The organism is Microbacterium aurantiacum (assembly GCF_040532595.1).
Classification (GTDB): Bacteria; Actinomycetota; Actinomycetes; order Actinomycetales; family Microbacteriaceae; genus Microbacterium; species Microbacterium chocolatum_B.
In genome coordinates this window covers 539,565-557,874 of the sequence record NZ_JBEVYX010000002.1, presented here as the reverse complement: position 1 = coordinate 557,874, position 18,310 = coordinate 539,565, and the positions used below count along the sequence as shown (strand labels likewise).

General features: G+C 69.4%; 18 protein-coding genes. 10 read left to right on the top strand and 8 right to left on the bottom strand.

What is annotated here, in order from left to right; all coding sequences use genetic code 11:
• Entirely contained in the window at window positions 1-1,764 is a 1,764-nt protein-coding gene (gene ctaD / locus ABXJ56_RS14885) for an aa3-type cytochrome oxidase subunit I (RefSeq protein WP_354000497.1), read from the top strand.
• On the top strand, window positions 1,765-2,235 hold the full coding sequence (locus tag ABXJ56_RS14880) for a cytochrome c oxidase subunit 4 (protein WP_354000496.1): 471 nt from the start codon (window positions 1,765-1,767) through the stop codon (window positions 2,233-2,235).
• Window positions 2,236-2,320: 85 nt separating this feature from the next.
• On the opposite strand, the gene ABXJ56_RS14875 is transcribed toward ABXJ56_RS14880, so the two are convergent.
• The 5 genes from ABXJ56_RS14875 to ctaE all read right to left on the bottom strand — a co-directional run bounded on the left by ABXJ56_RS14875 (window position 2,321) and on the right by ctaE (window position 7,269).
• Window positions 2,321-2,737, bottom strand: coding sequence for a rhodanese-like domain-containing protein (locus ABXJ56_RS14875; RefSeq protein WP_354000495.1), 417 nt, complete (start codon window positions 2,735-2,737; stop codon window positions 2,321-2,323).
• Window positions 2,738-2,891: 154 nt separating this feature from the next.
• Window positions 2,892-4,700 carry a cytochrome bc1 complex cytochrome b subunit gene (gene qcrB / locus ABXJ56_RS14870; RefSeq protein ID WP_354000494.1) on the bottom strand — a complete coding sequence of 603 codons (1,809 nt, stop codon included), beginning with the start codon at window positions 4,698-4,700 and terminating at the stop codon, window positions 2,892-2,894.
• Entirely contained in the window at window positions 4,697-5,776 is a 1,080-nt protein-coding gene (qcrA, locus tag ABXJ56_RS14865; RefSeq protein WP_354000493.1) for a cytochrome bc1 complex Rieske iron-sulfur subunit, read from the bottom strand. Before qcrA ends, qcrB begins: the two co-directional genes overlap by 4 nt.
• 35 nt (window positions 5,777-5,811) lie before the next feature.
• Window positions 5,812-6,612, bottom strand: coding sequence for a cytochrome bc1 complex diheme cytochrome c subunit (gene qcrC, locus ABXJ56_RS14860; RefSeq protein ID WP_354000492.1), 801 nt, complete (start codon window positions 6,610-6,612; stop codon window positions 5,812-5,814).
• A 15-nt stretch (window positions 6,613-6,627) separates the two neighbouring features.
• On the bottom strand, window positions 6,628-7,269 hold the full coding sequence (gene ctaE, locus ABXJ56_RS14855; RefSeq protein WP_354000491.1) for an aa3-type cytochrome oxidase subunit III: 642 nt from the start codon (window positions 7,267-7,269) through the stop codon (window positions 6,628-6,630).
• Between the two features lie 185 nt (window positions 7,270-7,454).
• On the opposite strand from ctaE, the gene trpD reads away from it, so the two are divergent.
• The 3 genes from trpD to ABXJ56_RS14840 are packed head-to-tail and all read left to right on the top strand — an operon-like array spanning window position 7,455 to window position 10,837.
• On the top strand, window positions 7,455-8,516 hold the full coding sequence (gene trpD / locus ABXJ56_RS14850; protein WP_354000490.1) for an anthranilate phosphoribosyltransferase: 1,062 nt from the start codon (window positions 7,455-7,457) through the stop codon (window positions 8,514-8,516).
• 15 nt (window positions 8,517-8,531) lie between these two features.
• The gene (locus ABXJ56_RS14845) at window positions 8,532-9,539 is read left to right on the top strand and encodes a PHP domain-containing protein (protein WP_354000489.1); all 1,008 of its coding nucleotides are present in this window, start codon (window positions 8,532-8,534) and stop codon (window positions 9,537-9,539) included.
• A gap of 26 nt (window positions 9,540-9,565) precedes the next feature.
• A complete protein-coding gene (locus tag ABXJ56_RS14840; RefSeq protein WP_354000488.1) occupies window positions 9,566-10,837 on the top strand; it encodes an MFS transporter in 1,272 nt (423 codons plus the stop codon).
• Between the two features lies 1 nt (window position 10,838).
• On the opposite strand, the gene ABXJ56_RS14835 is transcribed toward ABXJ56_RS14840, so the two are convergent.
• Window positions 10,839-11,780, bottom strand: a complete 942-nt coding sequence (locus tag ABXJ56_RS14835; RefSeq protein ID WP_354000487.1) for a 5'-3' exonuclease — start codon at window positions 11,778-11,780, stop codon at window positions 10,839-10,841.
• Between the two features lie 15 nt (window positions 11,781-11,795).
• Here ABXJ56_RS14835 and ABXJ56_RS14830 point away from each other — a divergent pair, with 15 nt between their 5' ends.
• From ABXJ56_RS14830 to ABXJ56_RS14810, 5 genes are all read left to right on the top strand, one after another.
• Window positions 11,796-12,392 (top strand): hypothetical protein, encoded by a 597-nt coding sequence (locus ABXJ56_RS14830; RefSeq protein WP_354000486.1) that lies wholly within the window; start codon window positions 11,796-11,798, stop codon window positions 12,390-12,392.
• A 197-nt stretch (window positions 12,393-12,589) separates the two neighbouring features.
• Window positions 12,590-13,588, top strand: a complete 999-nt coding sequence (locus ABXJ56_RS14825) for a hypothetical protein (protein WP_354000485.1) — start codon at window positions 12,590-12,592, stop codon at window positions 13,586-13,588.
• Window positions 13,585-14,802 carry an acylneuraminate cytidylyltransferase gene (locus ABXJ56_RS14820; protein ID WP_354000484.1) on the top strand — a complete coding sequence of 406 codons (1,218 nt, stop codon included), beginning with the start codon at window positions 13,585-13,587 and terminating at the stop codon, window positions 14,800-14,802. Before ABXJ56_RS14825 ends, ABXJ56_RS14820 begins: the two co-directional genes overlap by 4 nt.
• Window positions 14,799-15,671, top strand: coding sequence for an N-acetylneuraminate synthase family protein (locus ABXJ56_RS14815; RefSeq protein ID WP_354000483.1), 873 nt, complete (start codon window positions 14,799-14,801; stop codon window positions 15,669-15,671). The genes ABXJ56_RS14820 and ABXJ56_RS14815 overlap by 4 nt, the downstream gene beginning before the upstream one ends.
• The gene (locus ABXJ56_RS14810) at window positions 15,668-17,035 is read left to right on the top strand and encodes a DUF6716 putative glycosyltransferase (protein ID WP_354000482.1); all 1,368 of its coding nucleotides are present in this window, start codon (window positions 15,668-15,670) and stop codon (window positions 17,033-17,035) included. Before ABXJ56_RS14815 ends, ABXJ56_RS14810 begins: the two co-directional genes overlap by 4 nt.
• On the opposite strand, the gene ABXJ56_RS14805 is transcribed toward ABXJ56_RS14810, so the two are convergent.
• Window positions 16,954-17,721 (bottom strand): hypothetical protein, encoded by a 768-nt coding sequence (locus ABXJ56_RS14805; protein WP_354000481.1) that lies wholly within the window; start codon window positions 17,719-17,721, stop codon window positions 16,954-16,956. The two genes, ABXJ56_RS14810 and ABXJ56_RS14805, sit on opposite strands and share 82 nt — an antisense overlap.
• Window positions 17,709-18,248, bottom strand: coding sequence for a hypothetical protein (locus ABXJ56_RS14800; protein WP_354000480.1), 540 nt, complete (start codon window positions 18,246-18,248; stop codon window positions 17,709-17,711). The genes ABXJ56_RS14805 and ABXJ56_RS14800 overlap by 13 nt, the downstream gene beginning before the upstream one ends.
• Window positions 18,249-18,310 lie beyond the last annotated feature (62 nt).

Sequence of the window (18,310 nt, the reverse complement as noted above, 5' to 3'; positions counted from 1 at the left end):
ATGGCGACGACGTTCCCACTCCAGGAATCGGGGCCGAGCAGGCCCACCACCCTCCCTCCGCGCCAGGCCGCTCTGCTGAGCCGCAACCGCACGGAGCAGAAGGGCAACATCATCGTCAAGTGGATCACCTCCACTGACCACAAGACGATCGGGTACATGTACCTGATCTCGTCCTTCACGTTCTTCCTCCTCGGCGGCGTGATGGCGCTCATCATCCGCGCCGAGCTGTTCGAGCCCGGGATGCAGATCATCCCGACGAAGGACCAGTACAACCAGCTGTTCACGATGCACGGCACGATCATGCTGCTGATGTTCGCGACGCCGCTGTTCGCCGGATTCGCCAACGCGCTGCTGCCCCTGCAGATCGGCGCGCCCGACGTGGCCTTCCCCCGTCTGAATGCCTTCGCGTTCTGGCTCTTCCTGTTCGGATCCACAATCGCCGTCGCGGGCTTCCTGACCCCGCAGGGTGCCGCGGCGTTCGGATGGTTCGCGTATCAACCGCTGGCCAACGCCAGCTTCTCGCCAGGCGTCGGGGGCAATCTCTGGATGCTCGGGCTGGGCATGAGCGGTTTCGGCACCATTCTCGGCGCCGTCAACTTCATCACGACGATCATCACGATGCGCGCACCGGGTATGACGATGTGGCGGATGCCGATCTTCACCTGGAACACGCTGGTCACCAGCATCCTGATCCTGATGGCGTTCCCGATCCTGGCTGCGGCCATCTTCGCGGCGGCCATGGACCGAGTCCTCGGCGGGCACATCTACGACCCGCAGAACGGCGGCGTCCTGCTCTGGCAGCACCTGTTCTGGTTCTTCGGCCACCCCGAGGTCTACATCATCGCGCTGCCGTTCTTCGGCATCGTCTCCGAGATCTTCCCGGTGTTCAGCCGGAAGCCGATCTTCGGGTACAAGACCCTCGTGTACGCGACCATCGCCATCGCGGCGCTCTCCGTCGCGGTCTGGGCGCACCACATGTACGTCACGGGTGCGGTCCTGCTGCCGTTCTTCGCGCTCATGACCATGCTGATCGCGGTCCCGACCGGTGTGAAGATCTTCAACTGGATCGGAACGATGTGGCGGGGCTCGGTCACCTTCGAGACGCCGATGGTCTTCTCGCTCGGCTTCCTCATCTCGTTCGTCTTCGGCGGACTAACCGGTGTCATCCTCGCGTCGCCGCCGCTGGACTTCCACCTGTCGGACTCGTACTTCGTCGTGGCTCACTTCCACTACGTCGTCTTCGGCACGGTCGTGTTCGCGATGTTCGCCGGGTTCTACTTCTGGTGGCCGAAGTGGACGGGCAAGATGCTCAACGAGCGTCTGGGCATGGTCCACTTCTGGCTGCTGTTCATCGGCTTTCACATGACCTTCCTCGTACAGCACTGGCTCGGCGTCGACGGCATGCCGCGTCGCTATGCGGACTACTCGAGCTTCGACAACTGGACGTGGCAGAACCAGCTCTCGACGATCGGCTCGATCGTCCTGGCGGCATCGATGATCCCCTTCCTGTTCAACGTCTGGATCACGGCGCGCAAGGCGCCTCGTGTGACGGTCAACGATCCGTGGGGCTACGGCGCGTCGCTGGAGTGGGCGACCTCGTGCCCTCCGCCGCGTCACAACTTCACCTCGATTCCCCGTATCCGCAGCGAGCGTCCCGCGTTCGACCTGAACCACCCCGAGGCCGGCATCCCGGTCGGCGTGGGCCCGGCGAAGGACGCGCCCGAGGCTCCCGTAGTGGATGTCGCCGAAGGAAAGGTCAAGTAAGTGCGCACCAATACCGGTCTGTGGTGGCTTCTGACGGTCTTCTCGGCCGTCGTGGCTGCCCTCTACATCGGCTGGAACCTCATCGCGCACTGGCCGGCGGAAGCCGCCGCCAACCCGGGCGCGAACAACTGGACGATCTTCACCAACTCGATCGAGTGGGTCGGCAGCGTCGCTCTGGTGTTCCTCGCCTTCATGGCCGCGCTGATCGCCTTCTACATCGGCAAGGTCCACAAGGCGCAGGGCGGCGAGCTCCCCGAGGACACGCTGACCGCCGACATCGACGACGGTGACCCGGAGCTCGGTGAGTTCAGCCCCTGGTCCTGGTGGCCCATCGTCCTCGCCGCGTCCGCCGGTGTCGCGATCCTCGGTCTCGCGGTGGGGGTCTGGATGTTCCCCATCGGGGTCGCGATCTTCCTCGTGGCCATCGTCGGCTGGGTGTACGAGTACTACCGCGGGTACTTCGCCCGCTGAGTTCCGATACGACGATGAAGGCCCCCACTTCGGTGGGGGCCTTCATCGTCCTCTGCATTGTCTCAGGGCCACTTCTCCGACCGGCTCAGCGTCGGACGACGGTGACGAGAGGATCGAAGCTGCGGGGGAGAGGACCGGCGTCGCAGACGGTGGGAAGACCCTCGCGCGCCCAGTACTCGAAACCGCCGATCATCTCCTTGACGTCGTAGCCGAGCGAGGAGAGGGCGAGCGCGCCCCGCACGCCGCCGTTGCAGCCGGGGCTCCAGCAGTAGACCACGACGGGGACCGCGGGGTCCAGTTCCTCCGGCGCCCGAGTGGCAAGCTCGGCGTGGGGGATGTGAACGGCGCCGTGGACTCGTCCCTGCGCCCACGCCGCCGCGTCGCGGACGTCGACCAGGGTGAAGCGTTCTCCGGCGCGCTGCGCCGCGTACACGTCCGCGGGATCGGTCTCGTGCTGGAGTCGGCGGCGGAAGTAGGCGATCGCGTCGTCTGTTGAGGGCATGGCTTCACCGTAGCGATGCGGTGTCGCGGGTGAGGCCCCCAGACCTGCCAGGGGACGGAGGAAGACTGCCACTCTGCGCGGGCCCAGTTCCTGCGCATCAGACAGGAGAGCGGCCCCTCAGAAAAGAGGGACCGCTCTCCTGGTCGACGTTCCGTCAGGACTTCTTGCCGTCATCCTCCGGGATGATGACGTTGGAGGGACGCACAGCGGTCTCCGACTGGTGACCGTCGTCGATCGGGACGTGCGGCGCGTCGGGAACGCCGGCGCGCTCGTGGGCCGCCTGCAGCTCCCGATCCTCTTCTTCGGCGATGTGCTCGAGCTCGTGGTGCTGGTGAGCCAGCGCGGCATCGAGCTCGGACTGGGTGACAGGGGTCAGGCGGTCCTCGAAGAACCAGCGCGACACCGCTGCCCGGAGGTTCTGGTGCCACGGGATGCTTCCCTTGGCGTTCGGTCGCACGACCAGAGGCTCGTAGGTCTCATAGTCGATGAGCTTCCAGCGCTCGTACTCGTCGACGGGCTGATGCACCTCGATGTACTCGCCACCGGGGAGGCGCACGATCCGTCCGGACTCGTAGCCGTGGAGGGCGATCTCGCGGTCCTTCTTCTGCAGCGCGATGCAGATCCGCTTCGTGACGAAATAGGCGACGATCGGACCCAGGATGAGCGCCGCCTGGAGGCCGTGGATGACACCCTCCATCGTCAGCCAGAAGTGCGTGGCGATGATGTCCGACGATGCCGCGGCCCACAGGACCGCATAGAAGGTCACACCGGCGGCACCGATCGCGGTGCGGGTCGCGGCGTTCCGCGGGCGCTGGGCGATGTGGTGCTCGCGCTTGTCGCCCGTGACCCACGCCTCGATGAAGGGGTAGATCATCACCAGCACGATGAACACACCGAGCCCGACGAGCGGGACGAGGATGTTCATGGAGAAGGTGCGGTCGAAGAGCACGAACTCCCAGTGCGGCGGGATGAGGCGCAGCGCGCCGTCGGCGAAGCCGATGTACCAGTCGGGCTGCGTTCCCGCGGACACCGGTGACGGGTCGTAGGGTCCGTAGTTCCAGATCGGGTTGATCGTGAACAGCGACGCGATCAGCACCAGCACACCGAAGACGATGAAGAAGAAGCCACCCATCTTCGACATGTAGACCGGCATCATCGGGTAGCCCACGACGTTGCTGTTCGTGCGGCCGGGACCGGCGAACTGCGTGTGCTTGTTGATGATCATCAGCATCAGGTGAACCGCGAGCAGGGCCACCAGGATCGCCGGGAGGATCAGGATGTGCAGGGCGTAGAGACGCCCGACGATCGCGGTCCCGGGGAATTCGCCGCCGAACAGCAGGAAGGACGTCCACGTGCCGATGAGCGGGATGCCCTTGATCATGCCGTCGATGATGCGGAGTCCGTTGCCGGAAAGCACGTCGTCCGGGAGCGAGTAGCCGGTGAAGCCCTCCGCCATGGCGAGGATGAACAGGACGAACCCGATCACCCAGTTGATCTCGCGCGGCTTGCGGAACGCGCCGGTGAAGAACACGCGGAGCATGTGCACACCGATGCCGGCGACGAAGACCAGGGCTGCCCAGTGGTGCAGCTGGCGTACGAGGAGACCGCCTCGGGTGTCGAAGGAGATCTCGAGCGCGGACGCCATCGCCGCGGACATCTCGATGCCGCGCATCGGCTCGTACGCGCCGGTGTAGTGCACCTCGGCCATGGACGCCTGGAAGAAGAACGTCAGGAACGTTCCCGAGAGGAGCACGACGACGAAGCTCCACAGCGCGATCTCGCCGAGCATGAACGACCAGTGGTCGGGGAAGATCTTGCGTCCGAGCTCCTTGACCATGCCGGAGAGGCTGGTGCGCTCGTCGATGTAGTTCGAGGCGGCGCCGACGAAGCGGCCGCCCAGCGGCTTGTCGCGGGTGCCGGCCTCGGCCGGCGTCCCCTGCGGGTCAGCGGTTGCGGTACTCAATGACGCTCCCAGAAGCTCGGGCCCACGGGCTCGGTGAAGTCGCTGCGGGCGACGAGGTAGCCGTCTGCGTCCACGGTGATGGGAAGCTGCGGCAGCGGGCGGGCAGCCGGCCCGAAGATGACCTTGGCCTGATCGGTCACATCGAACTGCGACTGGTGGCACGGGCAGAGCAGGTGGTGCGTCAGCTGCTCGTACAGGGCCACGGGGCACCCCACGTGGGTGCAGACCTTGGAGTACGCGACGATGCCGTCGTACGACCAGTCGGCACGGTCGGCGGGCTCGATGAGGTCCTCCGGCTGAAGGCGCATCAGGAGGACGATGGCCTTCGCCTTCTCCTCCAGGTAGCCGTCTTCGTGCGAAAGGCCGGCGAGGGGCTGGGGGATGACGTGCACGGCGGACCCGATGGTGACGTCGGCGGCGCGGATCGGCTCTCCGGTCGGGTCGTGCGCGAGGCGCATGCCCGGCTCCCACATCGTGTGGCTGAGGAGGGCGACCGGGTTGCCCGCGATCGGGTTCGTCGGCGTGTTGAACGGCGCGAGGCCGCGGAACAGGACGACGGCCGGGGCGACAGAGGCGACGAGCGCGGCGATGAGGGAGTTGCGCACCATGGCGCGGCGACCGAAGCCCGACTCCTCGTTGGCGACCTCGAAGACCTCGATCGCGGCCGCCCGTGTCTCGTCACGGCCGCGGGTCGCGTGCCGGTCCTCGACGTGCTCCTTGTCGGGCATGACGGCTTTGGACCAATGGATCGCGGCGATGCCGATCGCGAGGAGCGCGAGCGCGATCCCGAGACCGATGAACAGGTTGTTCGCGCGGATGTCGACGATCCGACCGCTCTCGATGGGAAAGAGCATGTAGGCGGCGATCGCCCAGATGCTTCCCGCCACCGAGAGATAGAACAGCGTGTAGATCGTGCGGACCGCACGCGTCATCGCCGCGGGGTCCTTGTCCGTCATCCGCTCGCGGTGCGGAGGAAGCTCCGGGTTGCGCACCGGGTCGCTGACGACGACGGCGAGCCCGGCCGAGGGCTTCCAGCTCTCCCTCTCGTGCTCGAGGGCGTCAACCTCGTGTGCCATGCTGCTCCTCGTTCGTGCTGGTGTTCATGATTCGGTCAGTTGGATTTCGCCGTGATCCACACGGTGATCGCGATCAGAGATCCGATCCCGAAGATCCAGATGAAGAGGCCCTCCGACACCGGGCCCAGGGAGCCGAGCGAGAACCCGCCGGCGGACTCGTTGTCCTGCAGGTAGAGGAGGTACGAGATGATGTCCCGCTTCTCCTCGAGAGTCAGGTTCAGGTCGTTGAAGACCGGCATGTTCTGGGGGCCGGTCACCATCGCCGCGTACATGTTCAGCGGGGTGGTGGTGTGCAGAGCAGGTGCGTACTTGCCCTCGGTGAGCGCGCCACCGGCGCCGGCGACGTTGTGGCACATCGCGCAGTTGATGCGGAACAGCTCACCGCCGTGTGCGACGTCACCGTCGCCGTCGAGTACGGCCTCCTCGGGGAAGGACGGTCCGGGGGAGGTGGACTGGATGTAGGCGCCGATCGCCGCGATCTGCTCGTCGGTGAACTGGACGGGCTTCTGCGGGGCCTGGGGGCCCTGCATCTGCAGCGGCATCCGGCCGGTGCTCATCTGGAAGTGCACGGAGAGCTCCCCGACGCCGTACAGCGCCGGCCCTTCCAGGCTTCCCTGGAGGTCGAGTCCGTGGCAGGTGGCGCAGTTCGCCTGAAACAGCTTCTTGCCGTCGTCGATCGTGAGAGCGGAGTTGATCGTCGGCTCGGACGTCGAGGCCATCGCGGCGGAGGCGCCCGCGTAGGCGCCACCCGTGATGAGCAGGCCGATGCCGATCAGCGCGGCCGCTGCCCAGGGGCTGCGTCGTCCGTGGTTTCGGCGCTGTGTGGTGCGTGCCATGTCGGGAATCAGCTCCTATTTCAGGAAGTAGATGACGAGGAACAGAGCGATCCACACCACGTCGACGAAGTGCCAGTAGTACGAGACGACGATCGAGGAGGTCATCTCCTTGCGTCCGAAGTTCTTGACCGCGTAGGCGCGACCGATCACGAGGAGGAAGGCGATCAGGCCACCGGTGACGTGCAGGGCGTGGAAGCCGGTCGTCAGATAGAAGGCCGACGCGTACGCGTTCGTGTCGATCGAGACGCCCTCAGCGACGAGCTGCGCGTACTCCCACACCTGGCCCGAGACGAAGATGGCGCCGAGTGCGAAGGTGAGCCAGAACCACTCGACCATTCCCCAGCCGAGGATGCCGCGCTTCTTCGTCGAGTACGGCTGGAAGCGCTCGGCGGCGAACACACCCATCTGGCACGTCACGGAGGACATGACCAGGATGATCGTGTTCACGGTCGCGAAAGGGACATTCAGCAGCGCGCTTTCCTGCGCCCAGAGCTCGGGCGAGGTGCTGCGCAGGGTGAAGTAGATCGCGAAGAGACCCGCGAAGAACATCACCTCGCTGCCGAGCCACACGATGGTTCCGACGGCGACCGGATCCGGCCGCTTGACGGACCGCATGGCCTGGGAGTAGGTCGCAGTGGAGGTCGTCACGCTCACCATTATGGCCGATACCCGGCCCGCTGGATCGCACCGAGAGAGATCCTCTCCCTCCGTACGCACCTCGGACGGTCCTTCGCGCACGCCGGGAATCGACTGAGAAGGCCCGACGAGGGCGCTGAACGCGGGAGGCCCGGATGCGGGTCACGGAACGGTCTCGATTCCTGGTCGACACTAGGCTCTCAGGCATGGCGGAGCTGTACACCTGGCCGGACATCCTCACCACGCTTCTCGAGCGCCGCGACCTGAGCGTGTCGGAGTCGACATGGGCGATGCGCGGCATCATGCGGGGAACGGCCACGCCGTCCCAGCTGGCGGCGTTCCTGATCGCCCTGCGGGCGAAGGGCGAGACGGTCGACGAGATCGTCGGATTCCGCGACGCGATCCTGGAGTCGGCGCTTCCGCTCCCGGTCGACCCGGGGGTGCTGGACATCGTCGGCACCGGTGGCGACCGGTTCGGAACGGTCAATGTCTCCACCATGGCGGCCCTGGTGGCCGCGGCGACGGGTGTCCCCGTCGTCAAGCACGGCAATCGCGCCGCGAGCTCGTCCTCGGGATCGTCCGATGTGCTCAGCGCTCTCGGGGTCGACCTCAGCCTCTCGCCGGAGGCCGTCGCGGATGTCCTGCCGCGTGCGGGGATCACCTTCGCGTTCGCGGCCGCATTCCATCCCGGGTTCCGCCACGCGGCTGCCACCCGCAAGGAGCTCGGGGTCCCGACGGTGTTCAACTTCCTCGGCCCGCTCTGCAATCCCGCGCGCGCGGAGGCCAACGCCGTCGGTGTCGCCCACCTCGATCGCGTGCCGCTCATCACCGGCGTCTTCCGTACGCGCGGTGCGACCGCGCTGGTGTTCCGCGGTGATGACGGACTGGACGAACTCACCACCACCGGACACAGCCGCCTCTGGGAGGTCAGCCGCGGCGACATCCACGAGCACGATCTGGACCCCCGAGATCTCGGCATCCCCCTCGCCGACATCTCCGATCTGCTCGGCGGAGACCCCGCCCACAACGCGGCGGTCGTCCACCGCACGTTCCAGGGTGAGGGCGGCGCCGTGCGCGACATCGTCCTGCTCAACGCCGCCGCGGGACTCGTGGCGTACCGACTCTTCCGCGACGCCGGCCAGGTGCAGCGCCCGATCCTCGAGCGCCTCGCGGAAGCACGCGACGACGCGGCTGCCGCGGTCGACTCCGGTGCCGCGGCGCGGACGCTTCAGCGCTGGGTGGATGCCACGCGCGCACTCGCGGGCTGAGGCGGGCGAGTCGTCATGGACCCGCACGCCGCTCTGAGCGAGATCGCGGGTCTGCTCGAGCGCGAGCGTTCGTCCCGCTACAGGTCGAAGGCTTTCCGCGCCGCGGCGGAGGCCGTGGCCGGGCTCTCTGAGGCCGAGCTGGACGATGTGGCTCTGCTCCGGCGGACCAAGGGAATCGGGGAGTCGACCCTCGCGGTCATCCTGCAGGCGCGCGCGGGGGCCGTGCCCGACTATCTCGCCGACCTGCGCGCCCGGGCGGGCGGATCGGTGTCGTCGCGCCTCCGGGGTTCGCTGCGCGGGGACCTCCACTCCCACAGCGACTGGTCGGATGGACTGACCCCGATCCCGCTGATGGCGGAGGCGGCGCGAGACCTCGGCCACGAGTACCTCGCCCTCACCGACCACTCGCCGCGCCTCCGGGTCGCCAACGGGCTGAGTGCCCAGCGACTGCGCGCCCAGCGCGATGTCGTCCGTGCACTCGGTACCGAGCGGTTCACCCTGCTGTGGGGGATCGAGGTCGACGTCCTCGACGACGGCGAGCTGGATCAGGATGCCGAGCTCCTCGCCGAGCTCGACGTCGTCGTCGCGTCGGTCCACTCGAAACTGCGGATGGAGAGCGGACCGATGACCCGACGGATGATCGCCGCCGTCTCGAGTGGCCGTGCCGACGTGCTCGGTCACGTCACCGGCCGTCTCGTGGAAGGGGCCCGCGGCACGCGACCCGCGTCGACCTTCGATGCGGCAGCGGTCTTCGCGGCGTGTGCGGCCCACGACGTCGCGGTGGAGATCAATTCCCGGCCCGAGCGTCAGGATCCGCCCGACGACCTGATCGCGCTGGCCCTCGAGGCCGGGTGCCTGTTCTCCATCGACTCGGATGCCCATGCGCCGGGCCAGCTCTCCCTCCTCGATCACGGGGCCCGCCGCGCCGAGGATGCCGGGATCCCCGCGGAGCGGATCGTCACGACGTGGCCGCTCCCGCGTCTGCGGGAGTGGATCGGCGGACGTCGCCCGCGCCGGGAATGACACCGACCGCCGCCTAGACTCGGCGCGTGACCGCCGGCAACCGATCGCTCGTCCCCGGAGCGGGCATCGCGCTCGTCGTGATCGGCATCCTGGTCGCCGCGATCAGCCTGCGCGGGCCGATCGTCGCTCCCACTCCCGTCCTCCGTGAGATCGAGGGCGATCTCGGCATCGGATCGGCGACGGCCGGGCTCATCACCACGGCGCCGGTGCTGATGTTCGCGCTGCTGACGCCGCTGGCGGCGCTCGTCATCCGCCGGGCCGGGGCCGAGGTCGCTCTGCTCGTCTCACTCTCGGGCGTGCTCGCCGGCACGCTGATCCGGGCGATCCCCGGCTTCGAATGGATGCTGGCGGGGATGCTCGTCATCGGCGCGGCGGTGACGGTGGGAAACGTGGTGATCCCGGTCATCATCCGCCGCGACGTGCCCGGGCCGAAGGTCGCCGTGGTGACCGCGGCCTACGTGGCGATGCTGAACGTTGGCTCGCTCCTCACCTCGCTGGCCACGGCGCCGCTCGCGGCCGTCGTCGGGTGGCCCGCCGCACTGCTCGCCTGGGGCGTGCTCACGATCGCCGGCATCGCGCTCTGGAGCGTGCACCTGCGGCGGTCCCGTCGCGCGGGTGAGCGGTTCTCGGGTGCGCCCACCGTTACGGCGGCGAGCGCAGAGCAGGACGTGCGGGACGTCGCACGGATCACGGGTCCGCTCCCCGTCGTCACCCGGCGCGAACGCTCGTTCGCGCGACGGCCCGTCACCTGGCTGCTCCTCGCGTCCTTCGCCGCCCAGTGCACGATCTACTACGCGCTCACGACCTGGCTGCCGACGCTGGCCGCCGACACCCTCGGGCTGGATGCGGCCTCGGCGGGGGCGCTGGCGTCGGTCTACCAGGGGGTCGGGGTGGCCGGAGCGTTCCTCGTGCCGCTCCTGACGCGGTACGCCCCGCGCGCCATCGCGCCGGTCGTCATCTGCGTGTCCTGGATCCTCGTCACGGGCGGGATGCTGCTCGCACCGGAGCTGCTGTGGGTGTGGCTGATCGCCGGTGCCATCGGTCACTCGGGCGGGTTCGTCGTCATCTTCTCGGCGCTCGTCGCGGTCGCCCGGGACGACCGGGAGGCGGCCGGCATGTCGGCCCTCGTCCAGGGCGGCGGCTACGCCGTCGGCGCCCTCGGCGGACCCGCCATGGGCCTCATCCACGAGGTCACCGGCCGCTGGACCGGCGGACTCGTCCTTCTGCTGGCGCTCGCCGTCCTCTACTGCGTCGCACTGCTGACCGCGGTGGCCGCGGCCGCCCGCGCGCAGCGCTGACTCAGCCGGCGGCGGCGGTGACCGCTGCGAGTGCCCGGTCCATCGCCGCCACGGAGCCCCAGCGGTGGGCGAAGCCCTCCGCGGCGGCCCGGGAAGCGGCATCCGACGTTCGCAGCCGCGCGTCGACATCGGGGATGTCCAGGTCTCGGACGACCGCGACGACCCGCGGCGCGACCGCGAGGTAGTCGGTGCCCGCGAGGATCTTCGCGCGGACTCCCGCGCTCATCCCGCTGTCGGGCGCATCGGCGGCGGCGCGGATGCCGGCGAGGTCGCCGTGGGCGGCCAGCAGCGTGGCGGCGGTCTTGTCGCCGATGCCGGCGACGCCCGGGAGACCGTCGGAGGCGTCGCCCCGGAGGGTGGCGAAATCGGCGTACTGGGCCGCGTGCACCCCGTACTTGGCGACCACGACGTCGTCCGTCACGGTCTCGAGATTGCTCATGCCGCGCGCGGTGTAGACGACGCGCACCTCACGTGCGTCATCGACCAGCTGGAAGAGATCGCGGTCCCCGGTGACGATGTCGACCGGCATGGTCGCCCTCGTGGCGAGGGTGCCGATCACGTCGTCGGCTTCGTGGTCGGCCGCGCCCACCACCGGGATGCCGAGGAGGCCGAGGGCCTCGCCGATGAGCGGCACCTGGGTCTCGAGCGGGTCGGGGACCTCCTCGACGTCGGGTCCGGCGGCCACCTCGGTCACGACGCGATGGGATTTGTACGTGGGGAGCAGGTCCACCCGCCACTGCGGGCGCCAGTCGTCGTCCCAGCACGCAACGACGTGGGTGGCCTCCGACAGGGGTACGAGCTTCGCGATCATGTCGAGGAACCCGCGGAGCGCGTTGACGACCGTGCCGTCGTCGGCGCGGACCGAGTCCGGAACGCCGTAGAAGGCTCGGAAGTAGAGCGAGGCGGAGTCCAGTAAAAGCAACTTTTCCGAGCTGGGTGCCATGACCCTAGGGTAGTGATGCCGTCACCGCATGACATGGCGTCGCGTTCCGGTGTCGTCGATAAGCTCGGGCCCGTGTCCTCTCAAGCCAACACCCTCGCCGTGTTGGGGGTCGAGTGGGCGGAGCGTGAACAATGGGAAACCGTGCGGCGTGGGTTCTTCCGACTGCGTTCCGAGGCGGTCGCCGTCGCGCCGCTGAGATTTCTCGACTGGACCATTGATGGTCGGCCGCTACGAGATCGCCTGAGCCTTTCTGACGGTCAGAAGTGTGAGGACGTCACGTTCCTGACTGAAGGGTCTATCGGCGACAGCTTGGCCGTGGCGAGTCTTCGCGCCCTGCTCGGGGAGAACTCGTCAGGTAATGATCCCTGGGTCCAGTACGACGATGGCCGCGCCGGAGTGCTGTTCTGTCCAGGATGTGGGGGGTTGGACTGTGGTGCCGTCACTGCGGATGTGCGGGTGACGGGAACGACGGTCGAGTGGCGGAACGTCACGTACCAGGACGGGTGGACCGGCCAGGTCGGTGGGACAGGTGCCCCAGTGTTCACTCTGCGTTTCGATCGCCGGCAGTACGAGTCCACGGTGCGCGGCCTTCTCGCCGAGTGGAGCGCTTAGATCATCGCGGCGACGTCCGCCCGGAAGTACAGAGAGGCGGAGTCCAGGAGCAGCAGGCGGTCGGTCACGCCCTCATCCTGGCACGCGGCCTCGGACAGCGGGAGTTCACCGGATGGTCGTGCGATGGACCTCCGCCCGCCAGACCGTCGTCTCCTTCGGCGCGCATCGTGGCCCGAACGGCACGGGCGGGAGGCGACATGGGACGAACCGATGTCATGGCGTGGGTGGAATCTCCCCTGCAGCTGCTCGGTGCAGCGGAATGGGCCGACCTGCACGGTCGGTCCGTCGATGTGGCGGGCCGGCTCACGCCCCAGATGTCGGAGACCGCCGACGAGCTCGTCGCCCGCGGCGCGCGCTTCGGCGTCCTCGAGCCCTACCTCGGCATCCCGTGGGCGATGCTGGCGCGTCACGGTCACTGGCTGGTGGGCGACGGGTTCTCGGGCCAGTTCCGGCTGGCCGCCGCGGTCCTGCGCCCGCGCAGGCTGACGTTCCTCGACGACGGTGCGGGCGCGGTCGCGTACGCCGCGACGCTCGCCGGCGAGCGTCCCTACCGGCGTCCGCACCAGACCGAGGGGCACCTCCACCGTCTGCTCGCGCCGTTCGCCCACGAGAGGATCGCCCACCGCGCGGCATCCGGCGACGCGGAGATCTTCACCGCGTTCGATGTCGGTGGTGAACGCGCCGCGGCGCTGCGGGAGCGCGGCTATAGCCTCACCCGGCATCGGTTCGCCGGAATCCGCGGCGCAGCGCCCCGCGCCTCGACGCGAGCGTTCCGCGACGGGCTCGGTGCGCGCATCATCCTGGGGAGCGCGCGTCCCACGGATGGACGGATGCCGCTGCCCGAGTACCGGGAGTGGATCGGTCGCATCGCCGGGCGCGGTCCCGCGGTCTATCTCCCGCATCGCCGGGCCTCCGCGGCTCAGCGCGCGGCCGTGGCGGGGATCGACGGCATCCTGGTGCGGGAACCCGCCCTGCCGATCGAGGTGCTGCTGGTGGGGACGACGCGGCCGCTGACGCTGTTCACCCTCCCCTCCAGCACCACGACGACGCTGCCCCCGATCCTCGCCGGATCCGGTTCGCTCCTGCACATCGGCCCCGTCGACATCGGCCCCGACGACATCGGCCCCGACGACGTCGGCCGAGACCACGGAGCGTCGCGTGCGGCGGCGCACCCCGCGATCGGCAGGGAGCGATGAGCGCCGTCGTCGCCGTCATCCCGGCGCGCGGAGGATCGAAGGGCGTGCCGCGGAAGAACCTGCGTCGTGTGGGGGGCGTGCCGCTCGTCGCCCGCGCCGTGGCTGCGGCGCAACGGTGTCCCGAGATCGACCGGGTGGTCGTCTCGACGGACGACGCCGACATCGCGGCGGTGGCGGCCGAGTGGGGCGCCGAGGTCGTCTCGCGGCCGGCGGAGCTCTCCGGCGACGAGGCGAGCTCCGAGAGTGCGGTGCTGCACGCGCTGGAGGTGCTCGATCCGGACGCCGACCGGGTCGGCGTGGTCGTGCTCCTGCAGGCGACCAGTCCGTTCGTCGACGTCGCGGCGCTCGGGGACGCCGTGCGGCTGGTCCGCTCCCGCCGTCGCGATGCGGTCTTCTCGGCGGTGGAGTCGTACGGATTCCTGTGGCGCCGCGCGATCGGCGACGCGGCAGAAGCGGTCAACCACGACGCGGCCGTGCGTCCGCGTCGGCAGGATCGCGAACCGCATTTCCTCGAGACGGGGGCGTTCTACGTCCTCCGCGCCAAGGCCTTCCGCGCGACCCGCCACCGCTTCTTCGGCAGCGTCGGCATCGCGGAGGTCGCTGCGCGTACCGCCATCGAGATCGACACCGAGGACGAACTCGCCGTCGCGCGCGCCCTCGCGCCGCTCGTGGACGCGCCGGTGCCCATCGACGTGGACGCGGTCGTCACCGACTTCGACGGTGTGCACACCGACGACACCGCGCTGCTGGACCAGCACGGCGTCGAGACGGTCCGTGTCAGCCGGTCGGACGGCATGGGCGTCTCGCTTCTCCGTCGCTCGGGCATTCCGGTGCTGATCCTGTCGACCGAGTCGAACCCGGTCGTCACCGCGCGCGGCCGCAAGCTCGGGGTCGATGTCGTGCAGGGTTGCGATGACAAAGCCGCCGCCCTGCGCGCCTGGGCGGCGGAGCGGCACCTTCCGCTCTCGCGCATCGCCTACCTCGGCAACGACGTCAACGACCTGCCGTGCCTGGAGATCGTCGGCTGGCCGGTGGTCGTCCCCAATGCTCACCCGAGCGTGCGGGCCGCGGCACGCCTCATCCTCGACGCCCCCGGGGGCGAGGGGGCAGTCCGCGACCTCGCCGAGCGCGTCCTCTCTGCCCGCGACGCCGCCCCGGCGGCATCCCTCACCGGTTCCGGCCACGCCGGAGCCCCGACGAAAGAGAACCCGTGACCGTCACCATCGGAACCCGTGTCATCGGCGGAGGCCGCCCGGCCTACGTCATCGCCGAGATCGGCCTCAACCACAACGGCGACGTCGACCTCGCCAAGCGCCTCATCGATGTCGCCGCGGATGCCGGAGCGGACGCGGTGAAGTTCCAGAAGCGGACGCCCGAGATCGCCACGCCCGAGCACATGCGCGACGTCCCGAGGGAGACGCCGTGGGGGACGATGACCTACCTCGACTACCGGCGACGCGTGGAATTCGACCGTGCCCAGTACATCGAGATCTCCGACCACGCGCTGCTGCGGGGTCTCGAGTGGTTCGCGTCGCCGTGGGACGTGCCGAGCGTGGCGTTCCTGGAGGACCTCGGCGTCGCCGCGCACAAGGTCGCCTCGGCGAGTCTCACCGACCACGCCCTGCTGCGGGCGCTCGCCGACACCGGCAAGCCCGTCCTCCTGTCCACGGGGATGTCGACCATGGCGGAGATCGACGCGGCCGTGGGCGTCCTCGGAACCGATCGCCTGGTGCTGATGCACGCCACGTCCACATACCCGATGGAGCCGGAGGAGGCGAACCTGCGGATGATCCCCGCGTTGCGCGAGCGATTCCCCGGTGTCCCCGTCGGCTACTCCGGTCACGAGCGCGGACTGCAGATCTCCCTCGCCGCGGTCGCGCTCGGTGCCGTGGCCGTGGAGCGGCACATCACCCTCGATCGGACGATGTGGGGCTCCGACCATGCCGCGTCGCTCGAGCCGACCGGGCTGACGCACCTCGTGCGCGACATCCGCGTCATCGAGTCGGCGCTCGGCGACGGGGTGAAGCGGGTGTACCCGGGCGAGCTCGCGCCGATGGCGAAGCTCCGTCGCGTCCCCGCGTGAGCGGAGCGGATGCCGCACCGCTTCGGATCGTCGCACTCGCCGACACCGACTCGTACGTGAAGTGGGCGGCGCACCTGCTCGGCCGGCTCGGGCCCGCGTGGTCTCCGCAGCTGACGGTGGTGACGACTCCGCTGGTCGTGAGCGACGCCCAGCTGACGAGTGCGCTCGCGGGGAGCGGTCTCGCCGAGCTCGCGGTGGTGAGGAGCGACCTCGACGCCGTGACCGACCGTCTGCGCGCGGCTCCGCCCGACGTCGTGCTGCTGGCCGGTCGCGGCCCCCTCGTCCGGCTTCTCGCGTCAGTGGTGGCCGACGTCGTTCCGCGACCGGTGATCGTCACGGGCCTCCCGGGGATCTCCATCCCGGCGACGCGCAAGGCCCTTCTCTACCGGGCCCAGTGCGACCTGTTCGTCGTGCACTCGCAGCGCGAACGCCGCGAGTTCGCCGCCTTGGCGCAGGAGAAGGGTGTTCCGCATCGCTTTGCGCTCGCCACCCTCCCCTTCGCGCGGGGCGGCGCGTCGGGACGGCTCGCGGCGGGCTCGTGCGAGACGGCGGCCGCGGAGGCGGGGACCGACCTGGTCTTCGCCGCGCAGGCGAAGGTACCCGCGCTCGCCGCGGACCGCCGGCGGGTCGCACGGGCCCTCGTGCGCGCGGCGCACGCGCGCCCGGATCGCCGTGTCGTGGTGAAGCTCCGCGCCGCCGCCGGGGAGAGCCAGACGCACCACGAGGAGACGGGATACCGTGACCTCATCGCCGAGCTCGGACCGTCGCCGGCGAATCTCGTGTTCTCCACCGCCCCGATGGCGCGGGCCCTCGACACCGCGGAGGGACTCGTCACGGTCAGCTCCACCGCGGCGATCGAGGCGATCGCACGCGGCATCCCGGTGATCGCGCTGGACAGCTTCGGGATCTCCGCCGAGCTCATCAACGAGGTGCTCGCCGACGCCGACCTCCTCGGATCGGAGGGGGATGTCGCAGCACGGCGGTTCCGGCATCCGGCGCAACGGTGGCGGGAGGACAACTACTTCCACGATGCGTGCGTCGACGACTGGGAGGAGCAGACGGCGGGGCTCGTCGCCGCGCGGCGCCGCGGGGAGCTGCCCGCACGACAGGCCGTCGCCGTGCGCGGTGGGTCCCTGCGCGCGGCGTGGGATCGGAAGGTCGTGCTGGGCGCGCTCGACACCTCGGGGGCGGGCCGGCTGGCGACGATCATCGGGATACCGGTCCGCGCCGTCGTGCGCGTGGGACAGCGGGTGCGGAACCGTCTGGCGGGGGCGGACGGCTCTCAGCAGCCCGCCGCGAGCGGATCCTCGGTGCAGGAGCGATCGACCAGCGCAGTGCGCACGTCGACGACCTCGACCGGGTAGGTGCCCGAGCGGGCCGTGACGACGCCGTCGACCGGGCGCCAGGCCCCGCTGCCGAAATCGACCGCCGCGGCGTACTCGACGGCGACGACGACGGGATAGACGCCGCGCTCGCGGTAGACGTGGCTGGTCGGCGTGGGCGTGAACTGCCCCTGCGCGAGGCTCTCCCACGACGAACCGCCGGTCGCGGAGCGCGACTGCACGCCGTCGCCGTAGTCGAAGACGTAGCCGGACGGGGTGAACCGGACGAGGACGTCCCAGCCGAGGATCGAGCCCGGGATGATCTGCTCGGATGCCGCAGCCACGACGTTCGTCGGCATACCCGTCACTCCGAAGCCGTCGGGCTGTCCGGCGACGCTCGGTGCCGCGGGACGGAAGGACGCGAGATCGGCGATCGTCACGTCCGGCGGAGTGAGGACGGTGTAGTTGCCGCGGCACCCCAGGGGACCGCAGTCCTCGGGGTCGAATCCGGCGGAGGGCGGCGCCGCGTCGAGCGGGGGAGGGCCGCCGCCGGAGCTGCCGCTGTCACCGCTGCTCCCGACGCCCGGCGCCGTGATGCCCGCGCTGATGTCGACCTGCGTCCCGTCCGATGACGTGCACGCCGTGATGAGCGTCGACCCAGAGTTGCACCCAGTGCCAGCCGTGGGAACCTGGAAGACCAGCAGTGTAACTAGGGCTAGCTCGAGCATGGAGACTCACCTGACGCGGGTCCGATGGACCGAAGCGCAAGCCCAGTAGTTGTTCCTCCGGTTTGGACGAGCTCGACTTCCAGCCATTGGATGCCGGGCCGGCTTTCGTCAACGAGCGACGATCCGCTCGCGTCGAGCACGTCGACATCCGAAACGTCATAACAAGATGTGATCAGCAAGGTTGCCGTTTGACGCGAGGTCGATGTCGCTGGCCGCAGGCTAGAAATCGATGCCTCGCCCACGATTTGGTACCCCTCCGCGTGCCACTCCGAGTAGGTTGTGCGATCAGAGGCGTTGAGTTCCCCGGTGGTCCAGGCGTACACCGGCTCGAAGGTCGCGGGATCGCTCAGGTCGACCTGGTTGAGGGCATCGACGTAGGCGCGGTAGGTCGCCTCGGCGGCGGCGAAGGCATCGTCGTCGCTCGTGAAGGTCGGCGTCGGCGTCGGGGTGGAGGGCTCGGGCGTGCAGCCCGCCAGCAGTGCTCCCGTCACCAGGGCGAGGAGGATCGTGCCGGCGCCGCGTGTCATCACGCGACCACGGTAACCGCCCCGGGTACGTGGCCCTGCGGTTATCCACAGGGACGCTGCCG

Coding starts and splice junctions, on each gene's coding strand:
- ctaD (WP_354000497.1), top strand. CDS start 1: ATGGCGACGACGTTCCCACTCCAGGAATCGGGGCCGAGCAGGCCCACC.
- ABXJ56_RS14875 (WP_354000495.1), bottom strand. CDS start 2,737: ATGCCCTCAACAGACGACGCGATCGCCTACTTCCGCCGCCGACTCCAG.
- qcrA (WP_354000493.1), bottom strand. CDS start 5,776: ATGGCACACGAGGTTGACGCCCTCGAGCACGAGAGGGAGAGCTGGAAG.
- qcrC (WP_354000492.1), bottom strand. CDS start 6,612: ATGGCACGCACCACACAGCGCCGAAACCACGGACGACGCAGCCCCTGG.
- ctaE (WP_354000491.1), bottom strand. CDS start 7,269: ATGGTGAGCGTGACGACCTCCACTGCGACCTACTCCCAGGCCATGCGG.
- trpD (WP_354000490.1), top strand. CDS start 7,455: ATGGCGGAGCTGTACACCTGGCCGGACATCCTCACCACGCTTCTCGAG.
- ABXJ56_RS14845 (WP_354000489.1), top strand. CDS start 8,532: ATGGACCCGCACGCCGCTCTGAGCGAGATCGCGGGTCTGCTCGAGCGC.
- ABXJ56_RS14835 (WP_354000487.1), bottom strand. CDS start 11,780: ATGGCACCCAGCTCGGAAAAGTTGCTTTTACTGGACTCCGCCTCGCTC.
- ABXJ56_RS14830 (WP_354000486.1), top strand. CDS start 11,796: ATGCCGTCACCGCATGACATGGCGTCGCGTTCCGGTGTCGTCGATAAG.
- ABXJ56_RS14825 (WP_354000485.1), top strand. CDS start 12,590: ATGGGACGAACCGATGTCATGGCGTGGGTGGAATCTCCCCTGCAGCTG.
- ABXJ56_RS14820 (WP_354000484.1), top strand. CDS start 13,585: ATGAGCGCCGTCGTCGCCGTCATCCCGGCGCGCGGAGGATCGAAGGGC.
- ABXJ56_RS14805 (WP_354000481.1), bottom strand. CDS start 17,721: ATGCTCGAGCTAGCCCTAGTTACACTGCTGGTCTTCCAGGTTCCCACG.
- ABXJ56_RS14800 (WP_354000480.1), bottom strand. CDS start 18,248: ATGACACGCGGCGCCGGCACGATCCTCCTCGCCCTGGTGACGGGAGCA.